Origin of the sequence: Blastococcus sp. VKM Ac-2987, assembly GCF_026967805.1 — a bacterium.
GTDB lineage: Bacteria > Actinomycetota > Actinomycetes > Mycobacteriales > Geodermatophilaceae > Blastococcus.
This window is the reverse complement of record NZ_JAPVBG010000001.1, coordinates 923,089-940,135: the sequence shown is the minus strand read 5'-3', so window position 1 is coordinate 940,135 and position 17,047 is coordinate 923,089. Positions and strand designations below refer to the sequence as shown.

The 17,047-nt window shown below is 72.8% G+C and carries 19 protein-coding genes; 12 read left to right on the top strand and 7 right to left on the bottom strand.

What is annotated here, in order from left to right; genetic code table 11:
* Nucleotides 1-21: 21 nt before the first annotated feature.
* Together O2W17_RS04565 and O2W17_RS04560 are read right to left on the bottom strand one after the other, a co-directional pair.
* Nucleotides 22-1,626, bottom strand: a complete 1,605-nt coding sequence (locus tag O2W17_RS04565; protein WP_269191210.1) for an esterase/lipase family protein — start codon at nt 1,624-1,626, stop codon at nt 22-24.
* A 5-nt stretch (nt 1,627-1,631) separates the two neighbouring features.
* A complete protein-coding gene (locus tag O2W17_RS04560) occupies nt 1,632-2,258 on the bottom strand; it encodes a hypothetical protein (protein ID WP_269191209.1) in 627 nt (208 codons plus the stop codon).
* Between the two features lie 460 nt (nt 2,259-2,718).
* Between O2W17_RS04560 and O2W17_RS04555 the strand changes: the two genes are divergently transcribed.
* On the top strand, nt 2,719-2,922 hold the full coding sequence (locus O2W17_RS04555; RefSeq protein WP_269191208.1) for a hypothetical protein: 204 nt from the start codon (nt 2,719-2,721) through the stop codon (nt 2,920-2,922).
* A 42-nt stretch (nt 2,923-2,964) separates the two neighbouring features.
* Here the strand turns inward: O2W17_RS04555 and codB are convergent, their stop codons facing one another.
* The 4 genes from codB to O2W17_RS04535 form a co-directional block, all read right to left on the bottom strand.
* Nucleotides 2,965-4,257, bottom strand: a complete 1,293-nt coding sequence (codB, locus tag O2W17_RS04550; RefSeq protein ID WP_269191207.1) for a cytosine permease — start codon at nt 4,255-4,257, stop codon at nt 2,965-2,967.
* Nucleotides 4,254-4,742 (bottom strand): nucleoside deaminase, encoded by a 489-nt coding sequence (locus tag O2W17_RS04545; RefSeq protein WP_269191206.1) that lies wholly within the window; start codon nt 4,740-4,742, stop codon nt 4,254-4,256. The genes codB and O2W17_RS04545 overlap by 4 nt, the downstream gene beginning before the upstream one ends.
* Before the next feature lie 175 nt (nt 4,743-4,917).
* Entirely contained in the window at nt 4,918-6,432 is a 1,515-nt protein-coding gene (locus tag O2W17_RS04540; RefSeq protein ID WP_269191205.1) for a tannase/feruloyl esterase family alpha/beta hydrolase, read from the bottom strand.
* Nucleotides 6,433-6,680: 248 nt separating this feature from the next.
* Nucleotides 6,681-6,917 carry a hypothetical protein gene (locus O2W17_RS04535; RefSeq protein WP_269191204.1) on the bottom strand — a complete coding sequence of 79 codons (237 nt, stop codon included), beginning with the start codon at nt 6,915-6,917 and terminating at the stop codon, nt 6,681-6,683.
* A gap of 69 nt (nt 6,918-6,986) precedes the next feature.
* On the opposite strand from O2W17_RS04535, the gene cutA reads away from it, so the two are divergent.
* The 3 genes from cutA to O2W17_RS04520 all read left to right on the top strand — a co-directional run bounded on the left by cutA (nt 6,987) and on the right by O2W17_RS04520 (nt 10,338).
* Complete coding sequence (gene cutA, locus O2W17_RS04530; protein WP_269191203.1) at nt 6,987-7,313, top strand: divalent-cation tolerance protein CutA; 327 nt, start codon at nt 6,987-6,989, stop codon at nt 7,311-7,313.
* A gap of 150 nt (nt 7,314-7,463) precedes the next feature.
* The gene (locus O2W17_RS04525) at nt 7,464-9,188 is read left to right on the top strand and encodes a putative bifunctional diguanylate cyclase/phosphodiesterase (protein ID WP_269191202.1); all 1,725 of its coding nucleotides are present in this window, start codon (nt 7,464-7,466) and stop codon (nt 9,186-9,188) included.
* Between the two features lie 121 nt (nt 9,189-9,309).
* Nucleotides 9,310-10,338 (top strand): lipase family alpha/beta hydrolase, encoded by a 1,029-nt coding sequence (locus O2W17_RS04520; RefSeq protein ID WP_269191201.1) that lies wholly within the window; start codon nt 9,310-9,312, stop codon nt 10,336-10,338.
* A gap of 21 nt (nt 10,339-10,359) precedes the next feature.
* Here the strand turns inward: O2W17_RS04520 and O2W17_RS04515 are convergent, their stop codons facing one another.
* A complete protein-coding gene (locus tag O2W17_RS04515) occupies nt 10,360-10,650 on the bottom strand; it encodes a DUF6343 family protein (protein WP_269191200.1) in 291 nt (96 codons plus the stop codon).
* A 46-nt stretch (nt 10,651-10,696) separates the two neighbouring features.
* On the opposite strand from O2W17_RS04515, the gene prfB reads away from it, so the two are divergent.
* The 8 genes from prfB to O2W17_RS04475 all read left to right on the top strand — a co-directional run bounded on the left by prfB (nt 10,697) and on the right by O2W17_RS04475 (nt 17,035).
* Nucleotides 10,697-11,806, top strand: a complete 1,110-nt coding sequence (gene prfB, locus O2W17_RS04510) for a peptide chain release factor 2 (RefSeq protein WP_269191199.1) — start codon at nt 10,697-10,699, stop codon at nt 11,804-11,806.
* Nucleotides 11,807-11,999: 193 nt separating this feature from the next.
* A complete protein-coding gene (gene ftsE / locus O2W17_RS04505; protein ID WP_269192043.1) occupies nt 12,000-12,680 on the top strand; it encodes a cell division ATP-binding protein FtsE in 681 nt (226 codons plus the stop codon).
* Between the two features lie 60 nt (nt 12,681-12,740).
* A complete protein-coding gene (gene ftsX, locus O2W17_RS04500; RefSeq protein ID WP_269191198.1) occupies nt 12,741-13,625 on the top strand; it encodes a permease-like cell division protein FtsX in 885 nt (294 codons plus the stop codon).
* A 129-nt stretch (nt 13,626-13,754) separates the two neighbouring features.
* A complete protein-coding gene (smpB, locus tag O2W17_RS04495) occupies nt 13,755-14,231 on the top strand; it encodes an SsrA-binding protein SmpB (protein ID WP_269191197.1) in 477 nt (158 codons plus the stop codon).
* A 42-nt stretch (nt 14,232-14,273) separates the two neighbouring features.
* On the top strand, nt 14,274-14,798 hold the full coding sequence (locus O2W17_RS04490) for a hypothetical protein (RefSeq protein WP_269191196.1): 525 nt from the start codon (nt 14,274-14,276) through the stop codon (nt 14,796-14,798).
* 49 nt (nt 14,799-14,847) lie between these two features.
* The gene (locus O2W17_RS04485; protein WP_269191195.1) at nt 14,848-15,768 is read left to right on the top strand and encodes an NADP-dependent oxidoreductase; all 921 of its coding nucleotides are present in this window, start codon (nt 14,848-14,850) and stop codon (nt 15,766-15,768) included.
* On the top strand, nt 15,765-16,658 hold the full coding sequence (locus O2W17_RS04480; protein ID WP_269191194.1) for an amidohydrolase family protein: 894 nt from the start codon (nt 15,765-15,767) through the stop codon (nt 16,656-16,658). Before O2W17_RS04485 ends, O2W17_RS04480 begins: the two co-directional genes overlap by 4 nt.
* Complete coding sequence (locus tag O2W17_RS04475; RefSeq protein ID WP_269191193.1) at nt 16,655-17,035, top strand: VOC family protein; 381 nt, start codon at nt 16,655-16,657, stop codon at nt 17,033-17,035. The genes O2W17_RS04480 and O2W17_RS04475 overlap by 4 nt, the downstream gene beginning before the upstream one ends.
* Nucleotides 17,036-17,047 lie beyond the last annotated feature (12 nt).

The following is a 17,047-nucleotide window of genomic DNA, read 5'->3' as shown; positions in this document are numbered from 1 at the left end:
GGCGACCAGTACTTCTCATCGTCAGGCGGCGCGGCCGATGGCCCAGGCGAGTCCGGCGCCCAGGGCCGCGACGGCTAGGCGTGGGCGGCTGCCGCGCGGCGCCACCCACCGTGCCAGGGCCACGGTGCAGCCCACGGCGAGGGGAGCGGCCGTCGCCCCGGCCAACCGTCCGACCAGCCCGAACCAGTACGGCGACGCGCCGTCCTGCTCGTCGTCCGTGCTGCCGTCCAGGAGGTACGCGGTCACGTGCGGGAGCACCCGGGGTTCCAGGGCGGCACCGTGGCCGCCGCGGTAGGCGCCGGGTTGCTCTACCACCAGCGCCGGCCGGTCGTCGAATCCGTTGACCCCCGCCGTCCCGACGTCCCGCATGCCGAGGCCCCGCAGCGCGGCGCAGAGCCAGCCGACCGGCACGTCGTGGGTCGCGCGGTCGTGCAGCACGAGTTTCTTCACCTGCTGCCGGTCGGTGATCCGCGTCCACGGATACTCCCGGGGCAGCACCGAACCGGCGAGGTAGATCCGGTCGAAGTACATGGCCGGTACCGCCTCGAGGGCCCGTCCGAGCAGATAGGTGCCGTTGCTGTGGCCGGCGAAGTGCCGCACGCTGCCGTGGGTCACGTGCACCCGGCCATACCACTCGAGGAAGCGTCGCAGATTGCGCGACCGGGTGAAGGGCAGCGCGAAGTCGACGGCGCTGAAGTAGCCGTAGCTGGGCGCCCAGACGATGGGCGTCGGCCGGTCCGGCGTGGCGGGTCGCGCGGTCAGCTCGCTGCTCAGCTGCCCCACCCAGTTCGTGTACCTACTCGTACGGATGCCGTGCAGGACGATGACCACCGGCGCGTTCGAGGGCTTCTGGGCCAGTAGGCGCTCGTGGTCCAGGTCGCCCCGCAGGGCGTGATGGAGGATCCCGTACCGGTCCGGACTCTCGTCGGCGTCGACGTCGACGACGCTGGCGTGGTCGGCCCCGGGGACGTCGATCCGCATCGCGCCGGCCATGTACTCGATGTCGAGGCTGTCGTCCCGGGTGACCAGGTCGTCGCGGTCGCCCAGCACCTGCACGACGACGACCGCCGGCGGTGACTCCCCGCGGAAGGCGTTCACCCAGCGCAGCCGCAGCTCGGTGAGGTACGGCGAGCCCGCGTGCAGGTCCTCGGCGGTCAACCGCCGCATACCGGCGGCCACCGTGTAGGGCAGTCGCAGCCGAAGCGGCAGCCGGTGCGCCCGGAAACCCGCGTTGGGCGCGGCGAGGAGCGCAATGCGCTCCACCTTCGCCGTCCACGGATAGCGCGCGGGGTGCCCACCCGCGAGCCCCGCGTCGATCAGGAACGCGTGCCGGACCAGCAGGCCGCCGATACTGTGGCCCACCAGCAGGATCCGCTCCACCGGCCGGTCGACGCCGTTGTCCCCGGCCCAGGTCCGCACCTGCACGGCGAGGCGGTGCGCCACGTCCTCCATCCGCTGGGAACTCAGCGGAGTCAGCCCATGCGGCCAGGCCCGTACCTGCCACCCGGGGCCCAGGTCGGCGCCGAGGCGCCGGAGGAACTCTGCGGACCGGTCGGCGCCCAGCCCAGGTACATACACCAGCAGCCCGGGGCCCGCGGCGTCGTTCGTGGTCGCGTAGGGGCTCATCACGATCACTTCCTGCTGTCGGCGGCCGGCGGGCCGTCGGTCAGGGCGGCGGAGAACGCTCCGGTAAGCGACAGACGGGTCAGCAGATAGGCGTCGAGAAATCCGACGATGGCGAAGAACAGCAGGAGGCTGCCGATCACGTGGTCGGCGTTCGCCAGGTCGAACGCCCCGCTGATGCTGCTCACCAGCCGGCCGAACGCTCCTGGCGCCTGCGCGATCTGCACCAGACCGACGCCCACCAGGATCTTCGTCAGCCAGTCGCTGATCTGCTCCAGGTTCGTGTTGGCCGTGACCCCGCCCCGGACAGCGTTGGTCACCGTGCCCTGCACTCCGGGGGCGGCCGGGGCGGTCGTGGTCTCGGTGGAACCGCCTTCGCTGAGCACCTTGGGGACGCCGAACAGGAAGCCCAGCAAACCGCCGACAGCCAGCGCCGCGGCGGCCACGAGCAGGAGTGCGGCCACGAGAGCCCAGAACTCCGGCGCGGTCGTCGCCGTCCCGTAGGCCCAGAGCGCGACGACCGCGACCCCGAGCAGCGGCAGCAGCCAGCTCAGCCACCACGCCCAGCGGTATCGGTTGACCTCCCTGGCATGGATTCGCTCAGGAGTGGCCTGCTTGAGGAGCCGGTCCCACATGGCGTCCCCCGTCCCTGAGCGCTGGCCGGCGTGCGGAGGAAGAGGTCACCGCCCGGGGGCGGCACCTGGACGCCGCGACCGTCCGGACCGATCGGCGGAACGGTACGAGGCCCCACGACCGGCGCACCGAGGTCGCGCACGGCCGCCGGCACCTTGCAGCGCGGCAACACGCGGCGCGGTGGTCGTGCTTGCGCACAGTGATGTCACACCGCTGACGCTTGAGTCGATACCGGCGGGATGCGTACCTGTGCGGTTATCGGCCCGCACATAGCCGCCATGATGCGCATTCCGGCGCAGAGCACGCGCGACTGAGAGCGGCGAACGCAGGGACGTCCCGTTCCTTGAACTAGGACCTTTCGGCCCTCCTGGCGGCGCTGCGCCGGGAGAAGCATGGAACCGGGTCCAACGCGGACCTGGTCCGGGCACCGGCCGGCGCCCTGGCCCTGCACAGGGAGCCGCCATGAGCGTCCACGTCCCGCACCGCCCCCACGTCGCCCCGCCCCCCGCCGCCCCTCAGCGGCCGGCCGCGAAGGAACCCCCGGAGAAGCGGGGCGCCGAGGACCGGGCCTGGCTGCTCGGCCTGGGCATCTTCGCCATCGTCGTGCTGGTCTTCGTCCTCATGGCGGTGCTGACCGCCCTCGCCGGCGGGGACACCTACTTCTAGTAGGTGACCCCGCCGGCGGGAACGCGGGCCGGCGTGCAGTGATCAGGCCGGGACGTTCTCCCGCACCGGACGCCGGCCGCGCTGCACGAGCAGCACCCCGGCGACGGCGACGACGACCCCGACCACCGGCGGGATGAACCACCCCGCCTCGTTGCTCCACCAGGCGGCGAGGGCGGCGACCACGTAGACGGCGATGTTCCGCCACTCGACGTCCGGCAGCGTCACGCTCTCCGGCATGCCGCGCCGCCACCGCGCCAGGAAGTCACCGATCACCACGCCGCCCAGCGGTGGGATCAGGATGCCCAGCCACACCAGGTAGTCGATGAGGTTCTCGTAGATGCCGGTGATGGCCAGCAGCGTCCCGATGATCACGCCGCCGATCACGAAGGGCTTCTTCGACGGCGAGTTGGCGATCTCCGCGCCGGCGACGCCGAAGTTGTAGGCGGTGTTGTCGTTCGTCGTCCAGAGGTTGGCGACGAGGAAGACCAGCCCCCAGCCGACCAGCCCCAGCTGGTAGAGCACCAGGACGAAGTCGCCCTCGCCGAACGAGATCGCCCCGATCGCGCCGAAGCCCAGCATCAGCAGCTCGCCGATGAGGAACGCGATCAGGCAGGCCCAGAAACCGCTGAGCGGCGTGCGGGCGAACCGGGTCCAGTTGGGCGCCTGGGTGCCGCCGGAGGCGAACGTGCCGACGACGATGGTGACCGCGGTGGCCAGCGGCATCGTGGTGGCCGGCTCGACGGCGGAGAGCCCGCTCCAGCCGCCGACCTCCTCCAGCGAGCGCCAGGTGACCCAGCCGGCCAGCACCAGCATCAGCGGCACGGACACCACCGACAGGGCGTACATGCCCTTGTAGCCGTAGTAGGCGGTGACGCCCATGAGCGCGCCGCCGGCCAGCATGAGCACGATCTCGGTGGCCCGCCCCTCCCACTCCAGGGCGCTGGCGGTGAGCCCGGCCAGCGTGGCCACGGTGACGCCGTACCAGCCGACCTGCGTGCCGCCCAGCAGCAGCGAGGCGAGCTTGGCCCCCCGCCGGCCGAGCGCGTAGCGGCACATCATCACGGTGGTCAGCCCGGTGCGGGCGCCGATCCCGCCGATCACGGCTACGTACACCCCGAGGACGGCGCTGCCCAGCAGCAGCACCCAGATCAGCGAGCCGACGTCGAAGGCGGCGCCGATCTGGGCGCCGGCCAGCATGGTGGGCGTGAAGAAGGTGAAGCCGAGCAGCACGATCGCCAGGGAGAACAGCGACTTCCGGGCGTGCGCCGGCACCGGGTCGATCGGGTAGTCGGGGTCGACGACGGCCGGGGCGTCCTCGGGACGGACGGTGCTCATCGGGTCTCCTCCGCGGTCGGCTCGTCCTCGCCGATGTCCTCGTTCCACAGCGCCGGGTTCGCGGCGATGAAGTCGGTCATCAGCTCCCGGCACTCGGGGTCGTCGAGCACCAGCACCTCGACGCCGTGCTCGGCCAGCCAGTCGTGCCCGCCGGAGAAGGTGGCCGCCTCCCCGACGACCAGCCGGGTGATGCCGAACTGGCGCACCAGCCCGCTGCAGTACCAGCAGGGCGACAGCGTGGTGACCATCGTGGTGCCCCGGTAGGACCGCTGCCGCCCGGCGTTGCGGAAGGCGTCGGTCTCCCCGTGCACGGACGGGTCGTCGTGCTGCACCCGGCGGTTGTGCCCCCGGCCCAGGACGTCGCCGTCCCGGCCGATGAGCGCCGCCCCGATGGGAATGCCTCCCTCGGCCAGCCCGGCCCGGGCCTCCTCGATCGCCACCGCCAACCACGAGCGGGCGGTCCGTGCATCCAGCGGCACTGTCATCGTGTCTCCTCGTCCGAGCCGATCCGTGCGCCGACCCTGGCGCGGACGGTGCCGTCCGTCCATCTCCGCGGGGTGTCGTCCCCGTTACGGGCCGGAGACCGGGCGCCACACCATGGACGCCGGACGACCTGCCGCACGACCGGGGAACGGCCGTGCGACAGGTCGCCCCGCAGGGTCAGCCGGCGACGTACTCCGGCACCACCCGGGTGCTGACGACGTCGCCGTCGGCGAGCTTGCTGGCGGTCACCTGGTCGGGCGCCTCACCGTGCTCGACCCACCGCTCGATGGCGGTCAGCCAGTCCACGGTGTCCTCGCCCGGGCCACCGGCGCAGTGGTAGACGCCGGGCAGCAGGAACAGCCGCATCCAGTCCTCGGTCGCCGCCCGGCCCCCGTTGGCGGCGACGGCGTCGCGGACGTAGTTGATCGTGCCCTCGGGCGTGATCAGCGGGTCGGCCCAGCCGTGCCACACCAGCAGCTTGCCGCCCGAGCGCTCGAAGCGCTGCATGTTCACCTGGTCGGCGTTGTAGATCTTCGCCATCGACCGCAGCTTGGGGGCGTCCCGCGTCGGGTCGAAGTCGAACAGCGAGTAGTCCGGGCCCGGGTCCCGCGGGAAGGCCAGGTACTGGAGCACCTGCTGGGCGTAGTTGCCGCCGCCGGACAGCGCGGTGTCGGTGCCGATGGACCAGCCCGGCCAGCCGGCCTCGGACCCGACCACGAGACCGCCCGGGTAGAGCTGGCGGCCGCGGTCGTCGACCGGCGGGGCGTAGAACGCCCGCACGACCTCGACCTGGTCCGACGTCAGGCAGTCCGGCTGGTCGACGTCGCCGGGGCACAGCAGGGTGCCCGGGTCGAAGTCGCAGCCCTCCGGATCGGCGAGCACCCCGTCGACGACGCCGTCGAGGTCGTCGCAGCGGGCCAGCGCCGCGGCGGCGACGACCGGGGCCTTCGTGCCCGGCAGGATGACCGTGCCGTCGGCCCGCCGGTTGACCGTCTCGAGGTGGCCCTGGGAGAGCGGGGCCAGGTAGTTCTGGTAGAGCGCCGGGGCGCCGGCCACGATCCCGTCGAAGTCGTCGGGGTAACGCTGCGCCTCCGAGAGCGCCTGCCGTCCGCCGGTGGAGCAGCCCTGGAAGTACGAGTAGGCCGGCGCCTGGCCGTAGAACTGCTGGATGTACTGCTTGGCCGCCACCGCGACCACGTGCGGCGAGCGGTAGCCCCAGTCGATCTCGGCCCGCCTGTCGTTGAACGCCCAGGAGCCGTCGCTCTGGCCCTGGTGGCCGCTGTCCTCCGCGGCCACCGCGTAGCCGCGGGAGAGCGCGTCCCCGCACGAGTCGATGGGGATGTAGCCGCAGAACCCGCCGCAGCCGGTCTGGAAGTACCGCTGGTTCCAGCTCTCCGTCGGGAACTGCATGCGGAAGCCGATGTCGCCGATGCGGCCGCCGATGTCGCAGTTCTCCGGCGTGCCGTCGGCCGCGGGGACGACGGTGGCCGTGTCGATGACCGCCCGGCCGGAGTCGACCTTGACGGTGCTGCCGACGAGCGCGGCGCAGCGCTCCGCGGCGGGTGCGCCGGGCGGTGGGCCGGCCGACGGCGGCGCGGCCGTCGCCGGTACGGCGAACGCCATGAGGGCGACGAGGGCGAGCAGCACGACGCCCACCCGCCCTCGGCCGGTGGTGCGCGGGCGGATCGTCACGCGGGCCTCCCCGAGCCGGCACGCATTGTTCCGCTGATCGGAACAATTGGTCGCGTGCGTTGCGGGCATTCAAGGAGTCGCGGGCGCGGATGGCAATGGCTGAAACGAGAAAGGCGGCGCGTTGCAGCAGATTGACATTGGTGTTCCCGCCATTGTTCCGCGCATCGGAACGAACGGTTGCTCGGCCGACGGGAGTCGGGGGGCCGGACGGCCGCGACGGTGGCACCGCCACGACCGTCCGGACGCGGTCAGCCGCCGCGCTCGACCTCGGCCTGCGCCACGCCGCGCACCGCACGCAGCAGCGCCTCGTCGGAGGTGTCACCCCGCTCGAGCGCCTCGCGGGCCGGCGCCGGCAGCAGGCTGCCGGCCACGGTGTCCAACCAGGTCACGTCGCCGCCCATCCGTCGGCCGACCTGCAGGCCGTCGCCCTCCGGGCGCAGCACGTACTCCTCGCCGTCCAGCTGGATCGTCATGTCGTCGCTCATGACCGCCCCCTACCCCCGGGGCCACCGGTTCCACGCAAGGACGGCGATCGGAGGCGGCAGGATGCCCGCATGGACGAGGAGTTCTGCGAGGTCGTCGTCACCGCCGACGACGCCGGGTGGCTGGTGGGCTGCACCCGCACGCTGGTCGAGGAGCGGCTGGTCGCCTGCGGCCACCACGTCGTCCCGATCCGCTCGGTGTACCGCTGGGAGGGCGCGGTGCACGACGCCACCGAGGCCCGGGTCGCGTTGCACACCCGCCGATCGCTGGTCCCGGCGGTGGTCGCGCGCACCCGGGAGCTGCACCCCTACGAGGTGCCGTGCGTCATCGCGATGCCGCTCGTCGGCGGCAACCCCGACTACCTGCGGTGGATCGCCGAGGAGACGCGGCAGCCCTGATACGGCACCCTGTGTCCCACCCTTCCCGAGGCGCTCGGCGGCTGTGCCGGCGGTGCCCCGTGCCGAGCGGGAGGGTGCGCCGCCGGGCGCGTCGGGACCAGCGGAGGAGTCGTGCGACCAGAACCGGGCAGAGCCGGGTTACCCCTGGACGTGCGCCGCAGCGCGGGTTCGTCCGGCCGGGACGCCGCGCTCGTGGAGGCGGTGCTCGATGCCCTCGCCTCCCCGACGGTGCTGCTCGACCCGGCCGGCCGGGTGGTCCTGGCCAACTCGGCGTGGACCGATGCAGGGAAGGAGCGCGGGGCGCCGATCCTGCCGGGCGCGGACTACCACGCGCTGGCCCTGCAGCTGCGCGACGACGCCGACGCCCGCCGACTGGTGCGCGAGCTGCGCGAGCTGTCCCGGGGCGAGCGCACCGAGGTCTCGGTCGACCGCTCGGTCCCCGACCCCGCGGGCTCCGCCACGAGCTGGTTCCACGTGCAGGCGTCCCGCGTCGACCAGGCCGGCCACGTCGTCGTCACCCACCTCGACATCACCGCCCGGGTGCGTGCGGAGCGGGCCTCGGCCTGGCGGGCGCGCCACGACTCGCTCACCGAGCTGCCCAACCGGGCCCACCTGCACGAGCTCATCGATGCCGAGCTGCAGCACGACCGCTGCCCCGCGGTCGCCGTCCTCTTCCTCGACGTCGACGGCTTCAAGGACGTCAACGACTCGCTCGGCCACGAGGTCGGGGACGAGCTGCTGCGCCAGCTGGCCGGCCGGCTGCTCGACAGCACCCGAGCCCAGGACACCGTCGGCCGGCTCGGTGGCGACGAGTTCGTCGTCCTCTGCCGGGACTGCGACGCCGGGGGCGCGGAGATGCTCGCGCACCGCTGCCAGGCCACCTTCGAGCAGCCGTTCGACCTGGGCGGCCGCACCCACCGGCTGAGCGCGAGCATCGGGATCGCCGCCGTCCCGGCCGGGGACCGCGCCGGGGTGCGCTCCACCGACCTGGTCCGCGACGCCGACCTGGCGATGTACGCGGCCAAGGCCGCGGGGCGCAACCGGGTGCGGGTCTTCAGCCCCGACCTGCGCTACCGGGTGCAGCGCAAGGTGCAGCTGGCGGCCGAGCTGCGCGGCGCGATCTCCGACGACCAGCTGCTGCTGCACTACCAGCCGGTGATTGACCTGACGACGGGGCTGGTGACCGGCGCCGAGGCGCTGGTGCGCTGGCGGCACTCCGAGCGCGGGGTGCTGCCGCCGTGCGACTTCGTGCCGGTGGCCGAGCAGCACGACCTGATCATCCCGCTCACCCGCTGGGTGCTGGGCGAAACCTGCCGGCAGGCGGCCAGCTGGCGCGACGCCGGCGCACCCGTGGTCGCCGGGGTGAACGTCAGCGCGGTGCACCTGGCCACCGGCACCCTGGTGGACGACGTCGTGACCGCGCTGCAGGGGGCCGGCCTCGACGCCCGGCAGCTGGTCGTGGAGCTGACCGAGACCAGCGCCGCCGAGGACCCGGCCCGCGCCGCGCAGCAGTTCCGGCGCCTGCGCGAGCTCGGCGTCGAGTCCTCCATCGACGACTTCGGCCGCGGCTTCTCGTCGCTGAGCCAGCTGGTCGCCATCCCCGCCGGCGTGCTCAAGATCGACAAGAGCCTGGTGGCTGGCGCGGACGACCCGGGCAGCCAGTCGGCCGCCGTGGTGGCCGCCGTCGTCGGGCTGGCGGAGGCCTGCGGCATGCGCAGCCTCGCGGAGGGGGTGGAGACGGCGGCGCAGCTGCAGCGGGTCGCCGGGCTCGGCTGCCGGTACGCCCAGGGGTTCCACATCGCCCGGCCGATGCCGGGGGACGAGTTCCTGCGGTGGTTCCGGTCGCGGCCGGAGCAGGGCCCGCCGGCCGGCTGATCCGCTCGTCCCAGTCGCCGGGCGGCGGCTCGAGTGGCGCGGAGCACAACCGTGTGGACACTTCGTCGTTGTGTTGCACAGAGCGCGCCGTCGCGCGCGCCCGGCCCGAGGAGACGACCGCATGCCGAGGTCCCGGCTGATGACCGCCCTGACCGCGGCGGCCGCCGCCGTCCTGCTGGGCGGTGGCGTCGCCTCGGCGGCACCGGCCGCGTCGACGGGGGAGTACGCCCCGCTGGACCAGCGCGGTCCCGCGCTCTCGGTGCCGACGGCCACCCTCCAGGCGAGCCTCACCTGCAACGGCCCGCTGCGCGATCTGCGGCAGGACCCGATCCTGCTGGTCCCCGGCACGACCATGGACCCCCGGGTCGGCTTCGACTGGAACTACATGCGCGCCTTCGACCAGCGCGGCTGGCGCTGGTGCGCGGTCACCCTGCCCTTCGACGCCACCGACGACATCCAGGTCGCCGGTGAGTACCTCGTGCACGCCATCCGCACCATGAGCAAGGAGGCCCGCCGCGACGTCGACGTCGTGGGCTGGAGCCAGGGCGGGATGGTGCCGCGCTGGGCGCTGCGCTTCTGGCCCGACACCCGCGAGCTGGTCGACGACCTCGTGGGGCTCTCGCCGTCCAACCACGGCACGGTGCTGGCCGACACCTCGTGCAGCACCGGCCCGTGCACGCCGGCCAACCACCAGCAGGCCTCGCAGTCGGAGTTCATGGCGGCGCTCAACAGCGGGGCGGAGACCTTCGCCGGCGTCGACTACACCGTCGCCTACACGGCCGCCGACGAGATCGTCGTCCCCAACACCCCGCCGGTGGCCAGCTCCGCGCTGCGCACCGGCGCCGGGCGGATCGCCAACATCGCCACCCAGGAGGTCTGCCCGGCCAACGCCGCCGACCACTTCGCCATCGGCAGCTACGACCCGGTCGGCTACGCGATCGTGGCCGACGCGCTCACCCACGACGGGCCGGCGGTGCGCGGGCGCATCCCGCTGACCACCTGCGCCCAGGCGTTCCAGCCGGGGGTGGACCCGGCCACCTTCACCGCCGACTACGCGGCCTTCGTCGGCTACGCGGTCGACAGCGACGGCGACGCCCCGGAGGTCGACGACGAGCCGGTGCTCGCGCCCTACGTCTACGCCCGCCGCTGAGCCCGAAGGCGACGGGTGGGGTCAGCCCGGCTCGCCGCGCGCCTTCCGCCGGAGGATCACCACGATGTCGACCACGGCGATCGCGGCGAGCACGAACAGCACGATCGGGAAGGCGACCGGCACCGGGTCGGCCCGCAGCATGAGGATCCCGCCCCCGGTGCAGACGATCAGACCGAAGATCGCCAGGGCGAGCCGCAGGGTCAGCGCCGACCGCGCGGGGGGTGCTCCACCGAGGCCGGCCGTGGGGTCGTGGTGGTCGGGGAGGCCGCGGGCGTAGTCCTCCCGGGAGCGTGGTCGGTTCGGGTCGCTCATGGCACTCCTGCCTACCCGGCCCCGGGGCCCACTACCCTGGGTCGACGTGGCCGCTGACTTCTCCGTCGTCCTGGACGAACTCGACACGACCCTGAAGTCGATCGAGGCCGTCCTCGACGTCGACCGACTCCGCCGGGAGGTGGCCGAGCTCGAGCAGCAGGCCGCCGCCCCCGATCTCTGGGACGACGTCGAGGCCGCGCAGGCGCTGACCTCCAAGCTCTCCTACATGCAGGGCGACCTGCGCCGGGTGGAGGAGCTGCGGGGCCGGCTCGAGGACGTCGGGCTGATGCACGAGATGGCCGCCGAGGAGAACGACGAGGCCACCACGGCCGAGACCGAGCAGGAGCTCGAGAGCATCCGCAGCGCCATCGCCGAGCTCGAGGTGCGCACCCTGCTCTCCGGTGAGTACGACTCCCGCGAGGCCCTGGTGACCATCCGGTCGGAGGCCGGCGGCGTCGACGCCGCCGACTTCGCCGAGATGCTCATGCGGATGTACCTGCGCTGGGCCGAGCGGCACAAGTACCCGACCGAGGTGCTCGACATCAGCTACGCGGAGGAGGCCGGCATCAAGTCGGCGACCTTCTCGGTGAAGGTGCCCTATGCCTACGGCACGCTCTCGGTCGAGCAGGGCACCCACCGGCTGGTGCGCATCTCGCCGTTCGACAACCAGGGCCGCCGGCAGACGTCCTTCGCCGGCGTCGAGGTGCTCCCGGTCGTCGAGCAGACCGACCACGTCGACATCCCGGAGAGCGAGATCCGGGTCGACGTCTTCCGCTCGTCCGGGCCCGGTGGGCAGAGCGTCAACACGACCGACTCCGCCGTCCGGATGACCCACATCCCCACCGGCATCGTCGTCTCGTGCCAGAACGAGAAGTCGCAGATCCAGAACCGCGCGGCGGCGCTGCGCGTGCTCCAGGCGCGGCTGCTCGTCGTCCGGCAGGCCGAGCAGCGGGCCGAGATGGACGCGCTCAAGGGGGAGGGCAGCAGCTGGGGCAACCAGATGCGCTCCTACGTCCTGCACCCGTACCAGATGGTGAAGGACCTCCGCACCGACCAGGAGACCGGCAACACCAGCTCGGTGCTGGACGGCGACATCGACTCGTTCATCGAGGCCGGCATCCGGTGGCGCAAGCAGCAGGAGGTCACCCCCGCCTGAGGCCGGCCGGCCGGCCCGCCGCGAGCGAGGTCACATTTCGGCGCCGTCCGGAGCCGGATGCCACCGTCCGTGACCGGGCGACCGGGCCGTTGCGGGGTTACGGTGACGCAGGGCGAGAACGAGTCCGGAGCGTTCCGTGGCGAACGAGCCGTCCGGGCCCCCGGGACTAGTACCGTGGCGCCTCGTGATCGAAATGCAACACGTCACCAAGCTGTACCCGGCCAGCGGCCGGCCGGCCCTTGACGACGTGTCCACGGAGATCGACAAGGGGGAGTTCGTCTTCCTCATCGGATCCTCCGGTTCGGGCAAGTCGACCTTCCTCCGGCTGCTGCTGAAGGAGGACGACCCGACGTCGGGCACGGTCTCGGTGAACGGCAAGCCGCTGAACACCATGAGCAAGTGGCAGGTGCCCAAGCTCCGCCGCACCATGGGCTGCGTCTTCCAGGACTTCCGTCTGCTGCGCAACCGCACCGTGGCGCAGAACGTCGCCTTCGCCCTCGAGGTCATCAACAAGCCGCACCGGACGATCAAGCGCGTCGTCCCGGAGGTGCTGGAGATGGTCGGGCTGGAGGGCAAGGCCGGCCGGCTGCCGGGGGAGCTATCCGGTGGTGAGCAGCAGCGCGTGGCGATCGCCCGCGCGTTCGTCAACCGCCCCCTGGTGCTCCTGGCCGACGAGCCGACCGGGAACCTGGACCCCGAGACCAGCGAGGGCATCATGCTGCTGCTCGAGCGGATCAACCGGACCGGCACCACGGTGATCATGGCGACGCACGACTACCACATCGTCGACTCGATGCGCCGCCGCGTGATCGAGCTCAACGGGGGAGTCCTCACCCGCGACCAGTCGCGCGGTGTCTACGGCGTGGGCCGCTAACAGCGCCCGCCGCACCGACACCGCCGACCGCGTCCGCACGCACTCCACGACAGGGAATCCATGCGCGTCAACTTCGTCCTCTCCGAGGTGGCCACCGGGCTTCGTCGCAACCTGACCATGACGGTCGCGATGATCCTGACGACGGCGATCTCCCTCGGACTCATGGGCACCGGCCTGCTGATCGCCGGGATGATCTCCGACATGAAGGAGATCTACTACGACAAGGTGCAGGTCTCCATCTTCCTGGCCGACGACGTCACCGACGAGCAGCGGACGGCGATCGAGCAGGAGCTGTCCGGCTCGCCCGAGGTCGCGAACTTCATCTACGAGACGCGCGACGAGGCCTACGAGCGGTTCCGCCAGCAGTTCAGCCAGCAGCCGGAGCTGGTGGAGAACACCCCGGCCGACGCGCTGCCGGAGAGCTTCCGCGTGGAGCTGGTGAACCCCGAGCGCTACGAGGTCATCGCCGCCGAGTTCCCGAACGGGGAGAACGGCGTCGACCAGGTGCGCGACGAGGGCGACTTCCTCGACCGCCTGTTCAGCCTGCTCAACGGCGCCCGCAACGCGACGATCGCCGTGGCGGTCGTCCAGGCGCTGGCGGCCCTGCTGCTGATCTCCAACACCATCCAGCTGGCCGCGTTCAACCGCCGCAACGAGACCAACATCATGCGGCTGGTCGGCGCCTCGCGCTGGTACACCCAGCTGCCGTTCATCCTCGAGGCCGCGTTCGCCGGCCTCATCGGCGGCCTGCTCGCCGCCGGCGGGCTGATCCTGACCAAGGTGCTCTTCATCGACCGCACCCTGGCCGGCCCGATCAAGGCGGGGATCATCCCCCCGGTCGAGTGGGACGCGATCATCACCAACAGCGTGGTCGTCTCCGGGGTCGGCGTCGCGCTGGCCGCGGTCGCCGCCTACGTGACCCTGCGCCTGTACGTAAGGTTGTAGAGGCGAGTCGCCCTGCGAGGCGGCCGAGGAGTGGGGGCCGGAGGCCTCCACGACGAGGGCCGGGGCACGCTCGTCGCAGATGGGGACGGCACCTGGCCGCGGTGTCGTCCGGAGGATGACGGAGGAACATTGCCGCGGGAACAGGGGCGCAAGTTCATCGCCCAGAACAAGAAGGCGCGGCACGACTACTCGATCCTCGACACCTACGAGGTGGGCCTGGTGCTCACCGGCACCGAGGTGAAGAGCCTGCGGGCCGGCCGTGCCTCCCTCGTCGACGGGTTCGCCTCGATCGACGACGGCGAGGTGTGGCTGCAGCACGTGCACATCCCCGAGTACACCGAGGGCACCTGGACCAACCACGCCCCGCGCCGCAAGCGCAAGGTCCTCATGCACCGCGAGGAGATCGACAAGCTCGTCGGCAAGACCCGCGAGGGCGGGCTGACGCTCGTGCCGCTGGACCTGTACTTCAAGGACGGCAAGGTCAAGGCCACGCTCGCGCTGGCGAAGGGCAAGAAGTCCTACGACAAGCGGCACGACCTCGCCGAGCGCGACTCGCGCCGCGAGATCCAGAAGGCGTTCGGGCGGTACGTGAAGGGCCGGCGCTGATCGCGCGGAAAAGCGGTTGCAGCGGCCGGAGAGGATCCGGTCGTGCGGATGACGTTCCAGCGGATGGCCGATCGCCGGCCGGTCGAGACCCTGGTCGAGCGGGACGACGGCGTCGTGTTCCTGATGCGCGGGGCCGGCGGCGGTGCCGACCTGCCGCACGACCTCGTGCACGCCGTCGTCGAGACGGCCCTGCCGCTGGCGGACGGCGTCTGGGGCTGCGTCGCCGACGGGGTGATCTGGGGCAGCATGCGGCACGTGTCGGGCCGCCTCCCTCCGCACTCCGCCGAGCGGTCGGACCGCCTGAAGCGGGAGCGCGTCCCGGCGGTGCAGCGCGCGGAGAGCCTGGCCGACGTCGTCGGCCGGCTGGCGCGCGGCGAGGAGGTCCTGCCGCAGGAGGTGGCGGGGTCGGGTGTGCCCGCCGAGCGGATCGGGTCGGCCGTCCCCGCCGTGCGGGAGGCGGCCCGTCGGTGGGCCGCCCTCCCGGTCGGGGAGCGGTGGGTGGTCGAGTGGCCGACCCCGGCGGGGCGCCCGGCCGCGCGCGGTGACCGCCGGCGGGGACGCCGCTGAGCACGTGGTCCGCGAGCCGTCCCCGGGCGCTCCGCCTACGGTTGGCCGCATGCGAGGAATGGCCTACGACCGGTTCGGGGACGACGACGTCCTGACCCTGCGCGACGACCTGCCCGAGCCGCCGGTCGGGCCCGACACCGTGCTGGTGCGGGTGCGCGCCGCCGGCGTCAACCCGGTGGACATGGGCATCCGCGCCGGCGGCCTGGCGAGCTTCTTCCCGCACCGCTTCCCGATCATCCCGGGCTGGGACGTCGCCGGCGTGGTCGAGGCGGTCGGCCCCGCGATCGTCGCCTTCCGCCCGGGCGACGAGGTGTTCGGCTACGTGCGCCGCGACGACGTCCAGTGGGGGACGTCGGCCGAGCTGGTCCCCGCCCCGCAGCGCTGCCTGGCGCACAAGCCGCAGTCGCTCTCCTTCGCCGAGGCCGGGGCCCTGCCGCTGGCGGGTCTGACCGCCTACCAGGCGCTGACCGAGGCGCTGGAGGTCACCGAGGGCGACCGCGTGCTGATCCACCGGGCGTCCGGCGGCGTGGGCTTCAACGCCGTCCAGATCGCCGTCGCCCTGGGTGCGCACGTCATCGGGACGGCGAGCCCGCGCAACCACGGCTTCCTCACCGACGCCGGCTGCGCCGAGGTGCTCGACTACTCCGCCGGCCCGATCAGCGAGCAGCTCAACGAGCCGGTGGACGCCGTCCTGGACCTGGTCGGCGGCGACACGCTCGCCGACGCCCCGGAGCAGGTGCGGGACCGGTCGCGGATCGCCTCGGTGGTCGACCCCGGCGTCAACGAGATGGGTGGCCGGTACGTGTTCGTCCGACCCGAGCAGCACGACCTCGAGGAGCTCGGCCGGATGGCCGACGCCGGTCAGCTGCGGGTGCCGATCGCCAAGGCGTTCCCGCTGGCCGACCTGGTGGAGGCCCACCGGCTGGTCGCCGGGGGGCACGTGCGCGGCAAGGTCGTCGTCACGCTGTGACGGTTCCGCCACCGGTCGACGACGCGGACGTCCCGCGGTACTGGCGGGAGCTCGGGCTCCCCGGGCTGGTGGACGTGCACGTGCACTTCCTGCCCGAGCGGGTGCAGGCGAAGGTGTGGCAGTACTTCGAGGCGGCCGGGACGCACTACGGCGCGGACTGGCCGGTCGCCTACCCGCTGCCCGAGGACGAGCGGCTCGCCGTCCTGGATCGGCTGGGCGTGCGGGCCTTCCCGACGCTGCCCTACCCGCACAAGGCCGGCATGGCGGCCTGGCTCAACGAGTGGTCCGCCGGGTTCGCCGCCGCCCACCCGCAGGTGCTGGGATCGGCGACGTTCTACCCGGAGCCGGAGGCGCCGGACTACGTGGCCGCCGCCCTCGACGGCGGTGTGCGCGTGTTCAAGGTGCACGTGCAGGTGGGCGCCTTCGATCCGCGCGACCGGCTGCTCGACGAGGTGTGGGCGCGGCTGGAGGAGACCGGCACCCCGGTCGTCATCCACTGCGGCTCCGGGCCGCTGGCCGGCGAGCACACCGGGCCCGCGCCGATGGCCGGCCTGCTCGAGCGGCACCCGCGGCTGCAGCTGGTGATCGCCCACCTCGGCATGCCCGAGTACCGGGAGTTCCTGGACCTCGCCGAGCGGTACGAGCGGGTGCACCTGGACACCACGATGTTCGCCACCGACTTCACCGAGCGGCTGATGCCCTTCGACCCGGCCGACCGCCCGCGGCTGGCGGCGCTGCAGGACAAGGTCCTGCTCGGCAGCGACTTCCCGTCCATCCCGTACCCCTACGCCCACCAGCTGCAGGCGCTGCACCGGCTCGACCTGGGGGAGGAGTGGCTGCGCGCCGTCCTCTGGCACAACGGGGCACGGCTGTTCAGGATCGGGGCGTGACCGCGAACATCCGGCTCGCCGCTCCCGTCCTCGGCACTCCCGACCCGGGCGGCCTGGCGCGCTTCTACCAGCGGCTGCTGGGGTGGCCGATCCGGGACGACGAGCCGGCGTGGGCCACGCTGCGGCCCGAGGACGGCGGTCCCGGGCTGTCCTTCCAGCGGGAGGAGGACCACGTGCCCCCGGTGTGGCCGGCCGAGCCCGGCGCGCAGCAGATGCAGGCGCACCTGGACTTCCAGGTCGAGGACCTCGCCGCGGCGGCGGCGGTCGCCGAGGAGGCCGGCGCCCGGCTGCTGAACGCCTACACCGATCCGCACGAGGACGTGCGCACCTACGCAGACCCGGCCGGGCACCCGTTCTGCCTGTTCGCCCGCACCTGAAATCCGGTGGAA

Excerpts from the sequence above, each read along its gene's own strand:
- O2W17_RS04565 (WP_269191210.1), bottom strand. The coding sequence starts at position 1,626 with ATGAGCCCCTACGCGACCACGAACGACGCCGCGGGCCCCGGGCTGCTG.
- O2W17_RS04560 (WP_269191209.1), bottom strand. The coding sequence starts at position 2,258 with ATGTGGGACCGGCTCCTCAAGCAGGCCACTCCTGAGCGAATCCATGCC.
- O2W17_RS04555 (WP_269191208.1), top strand. The coding sequence starts at position 2,719 with ATGAGCGTCCACGTCCCGCACCGCCCCCACGTCGCCCCGCCCCCCGCC.
- codB (WP_269191207.1), bottom strand. The coding sequence starts at position 4,257 with ATGAGCACCGTCCGTCCCGAGGACGCCCCGGCCGTCGTCGACCCCGAC.
- O2W17_RS04545 (WP_269191206.1), bottom strand. The coding sequence starts at position 4,742 with ATGACAGTGCCGCTGGATGCACGGACCGCCCGCTCGTGGTTGGCGGTG.
- O2W17_RS04535 (WP_269191204.1), bottom strand. The coding sequence starts at position 6,917 with ATGAGCGACGACATGACGATCCAGCTGGACGGCGAGGAGTACGTGCTG.
- cutA (WP_269191203.1), top strand. The coding sequence starts at position 6,987 with ATGGACGAGGAGTTCTGCGAGGTCGTCGTCACCGCCGACGACGCCGGG.
- O2W17_RS04520 (WP_269191201.1), top strand. The coding sequence starts at position 9,310 with ATGCCGAGGTCCCGGCTGATGACCGCCCTGACCGCGGCGGCCGCCGCC.
- O2W17_RS04515 (WP_269191200.1), bottom strand. The coding sequence starts at position 10,650 with ATGAGCGACCCGAACCGACCACGCTCCCGGGAGGACTACGCCCGCGGC.
- ftsE (WP_269192043.1), top strand. The coding sequence starts at position 12,000 with ATGCAACACGTCACCAAGCTGTACCCGGCCAGCGGCCGGCCGGCCCTT.
- ftsX (WP_269191198.1), top strand. The coding sequence starts at position 12,741 with ATGCGCGTCAACTTCGTCCTCTCCGAGGTGGCCACCGGGCTTCGTCGC.
- O2W17_RS04485 (WP_269191195.1), top strand. The coding sequence starts at position 14,848 with ATGCGAGGAATGGCCTACGACCGGTTCGGGGACGACGACGTCCTGACC.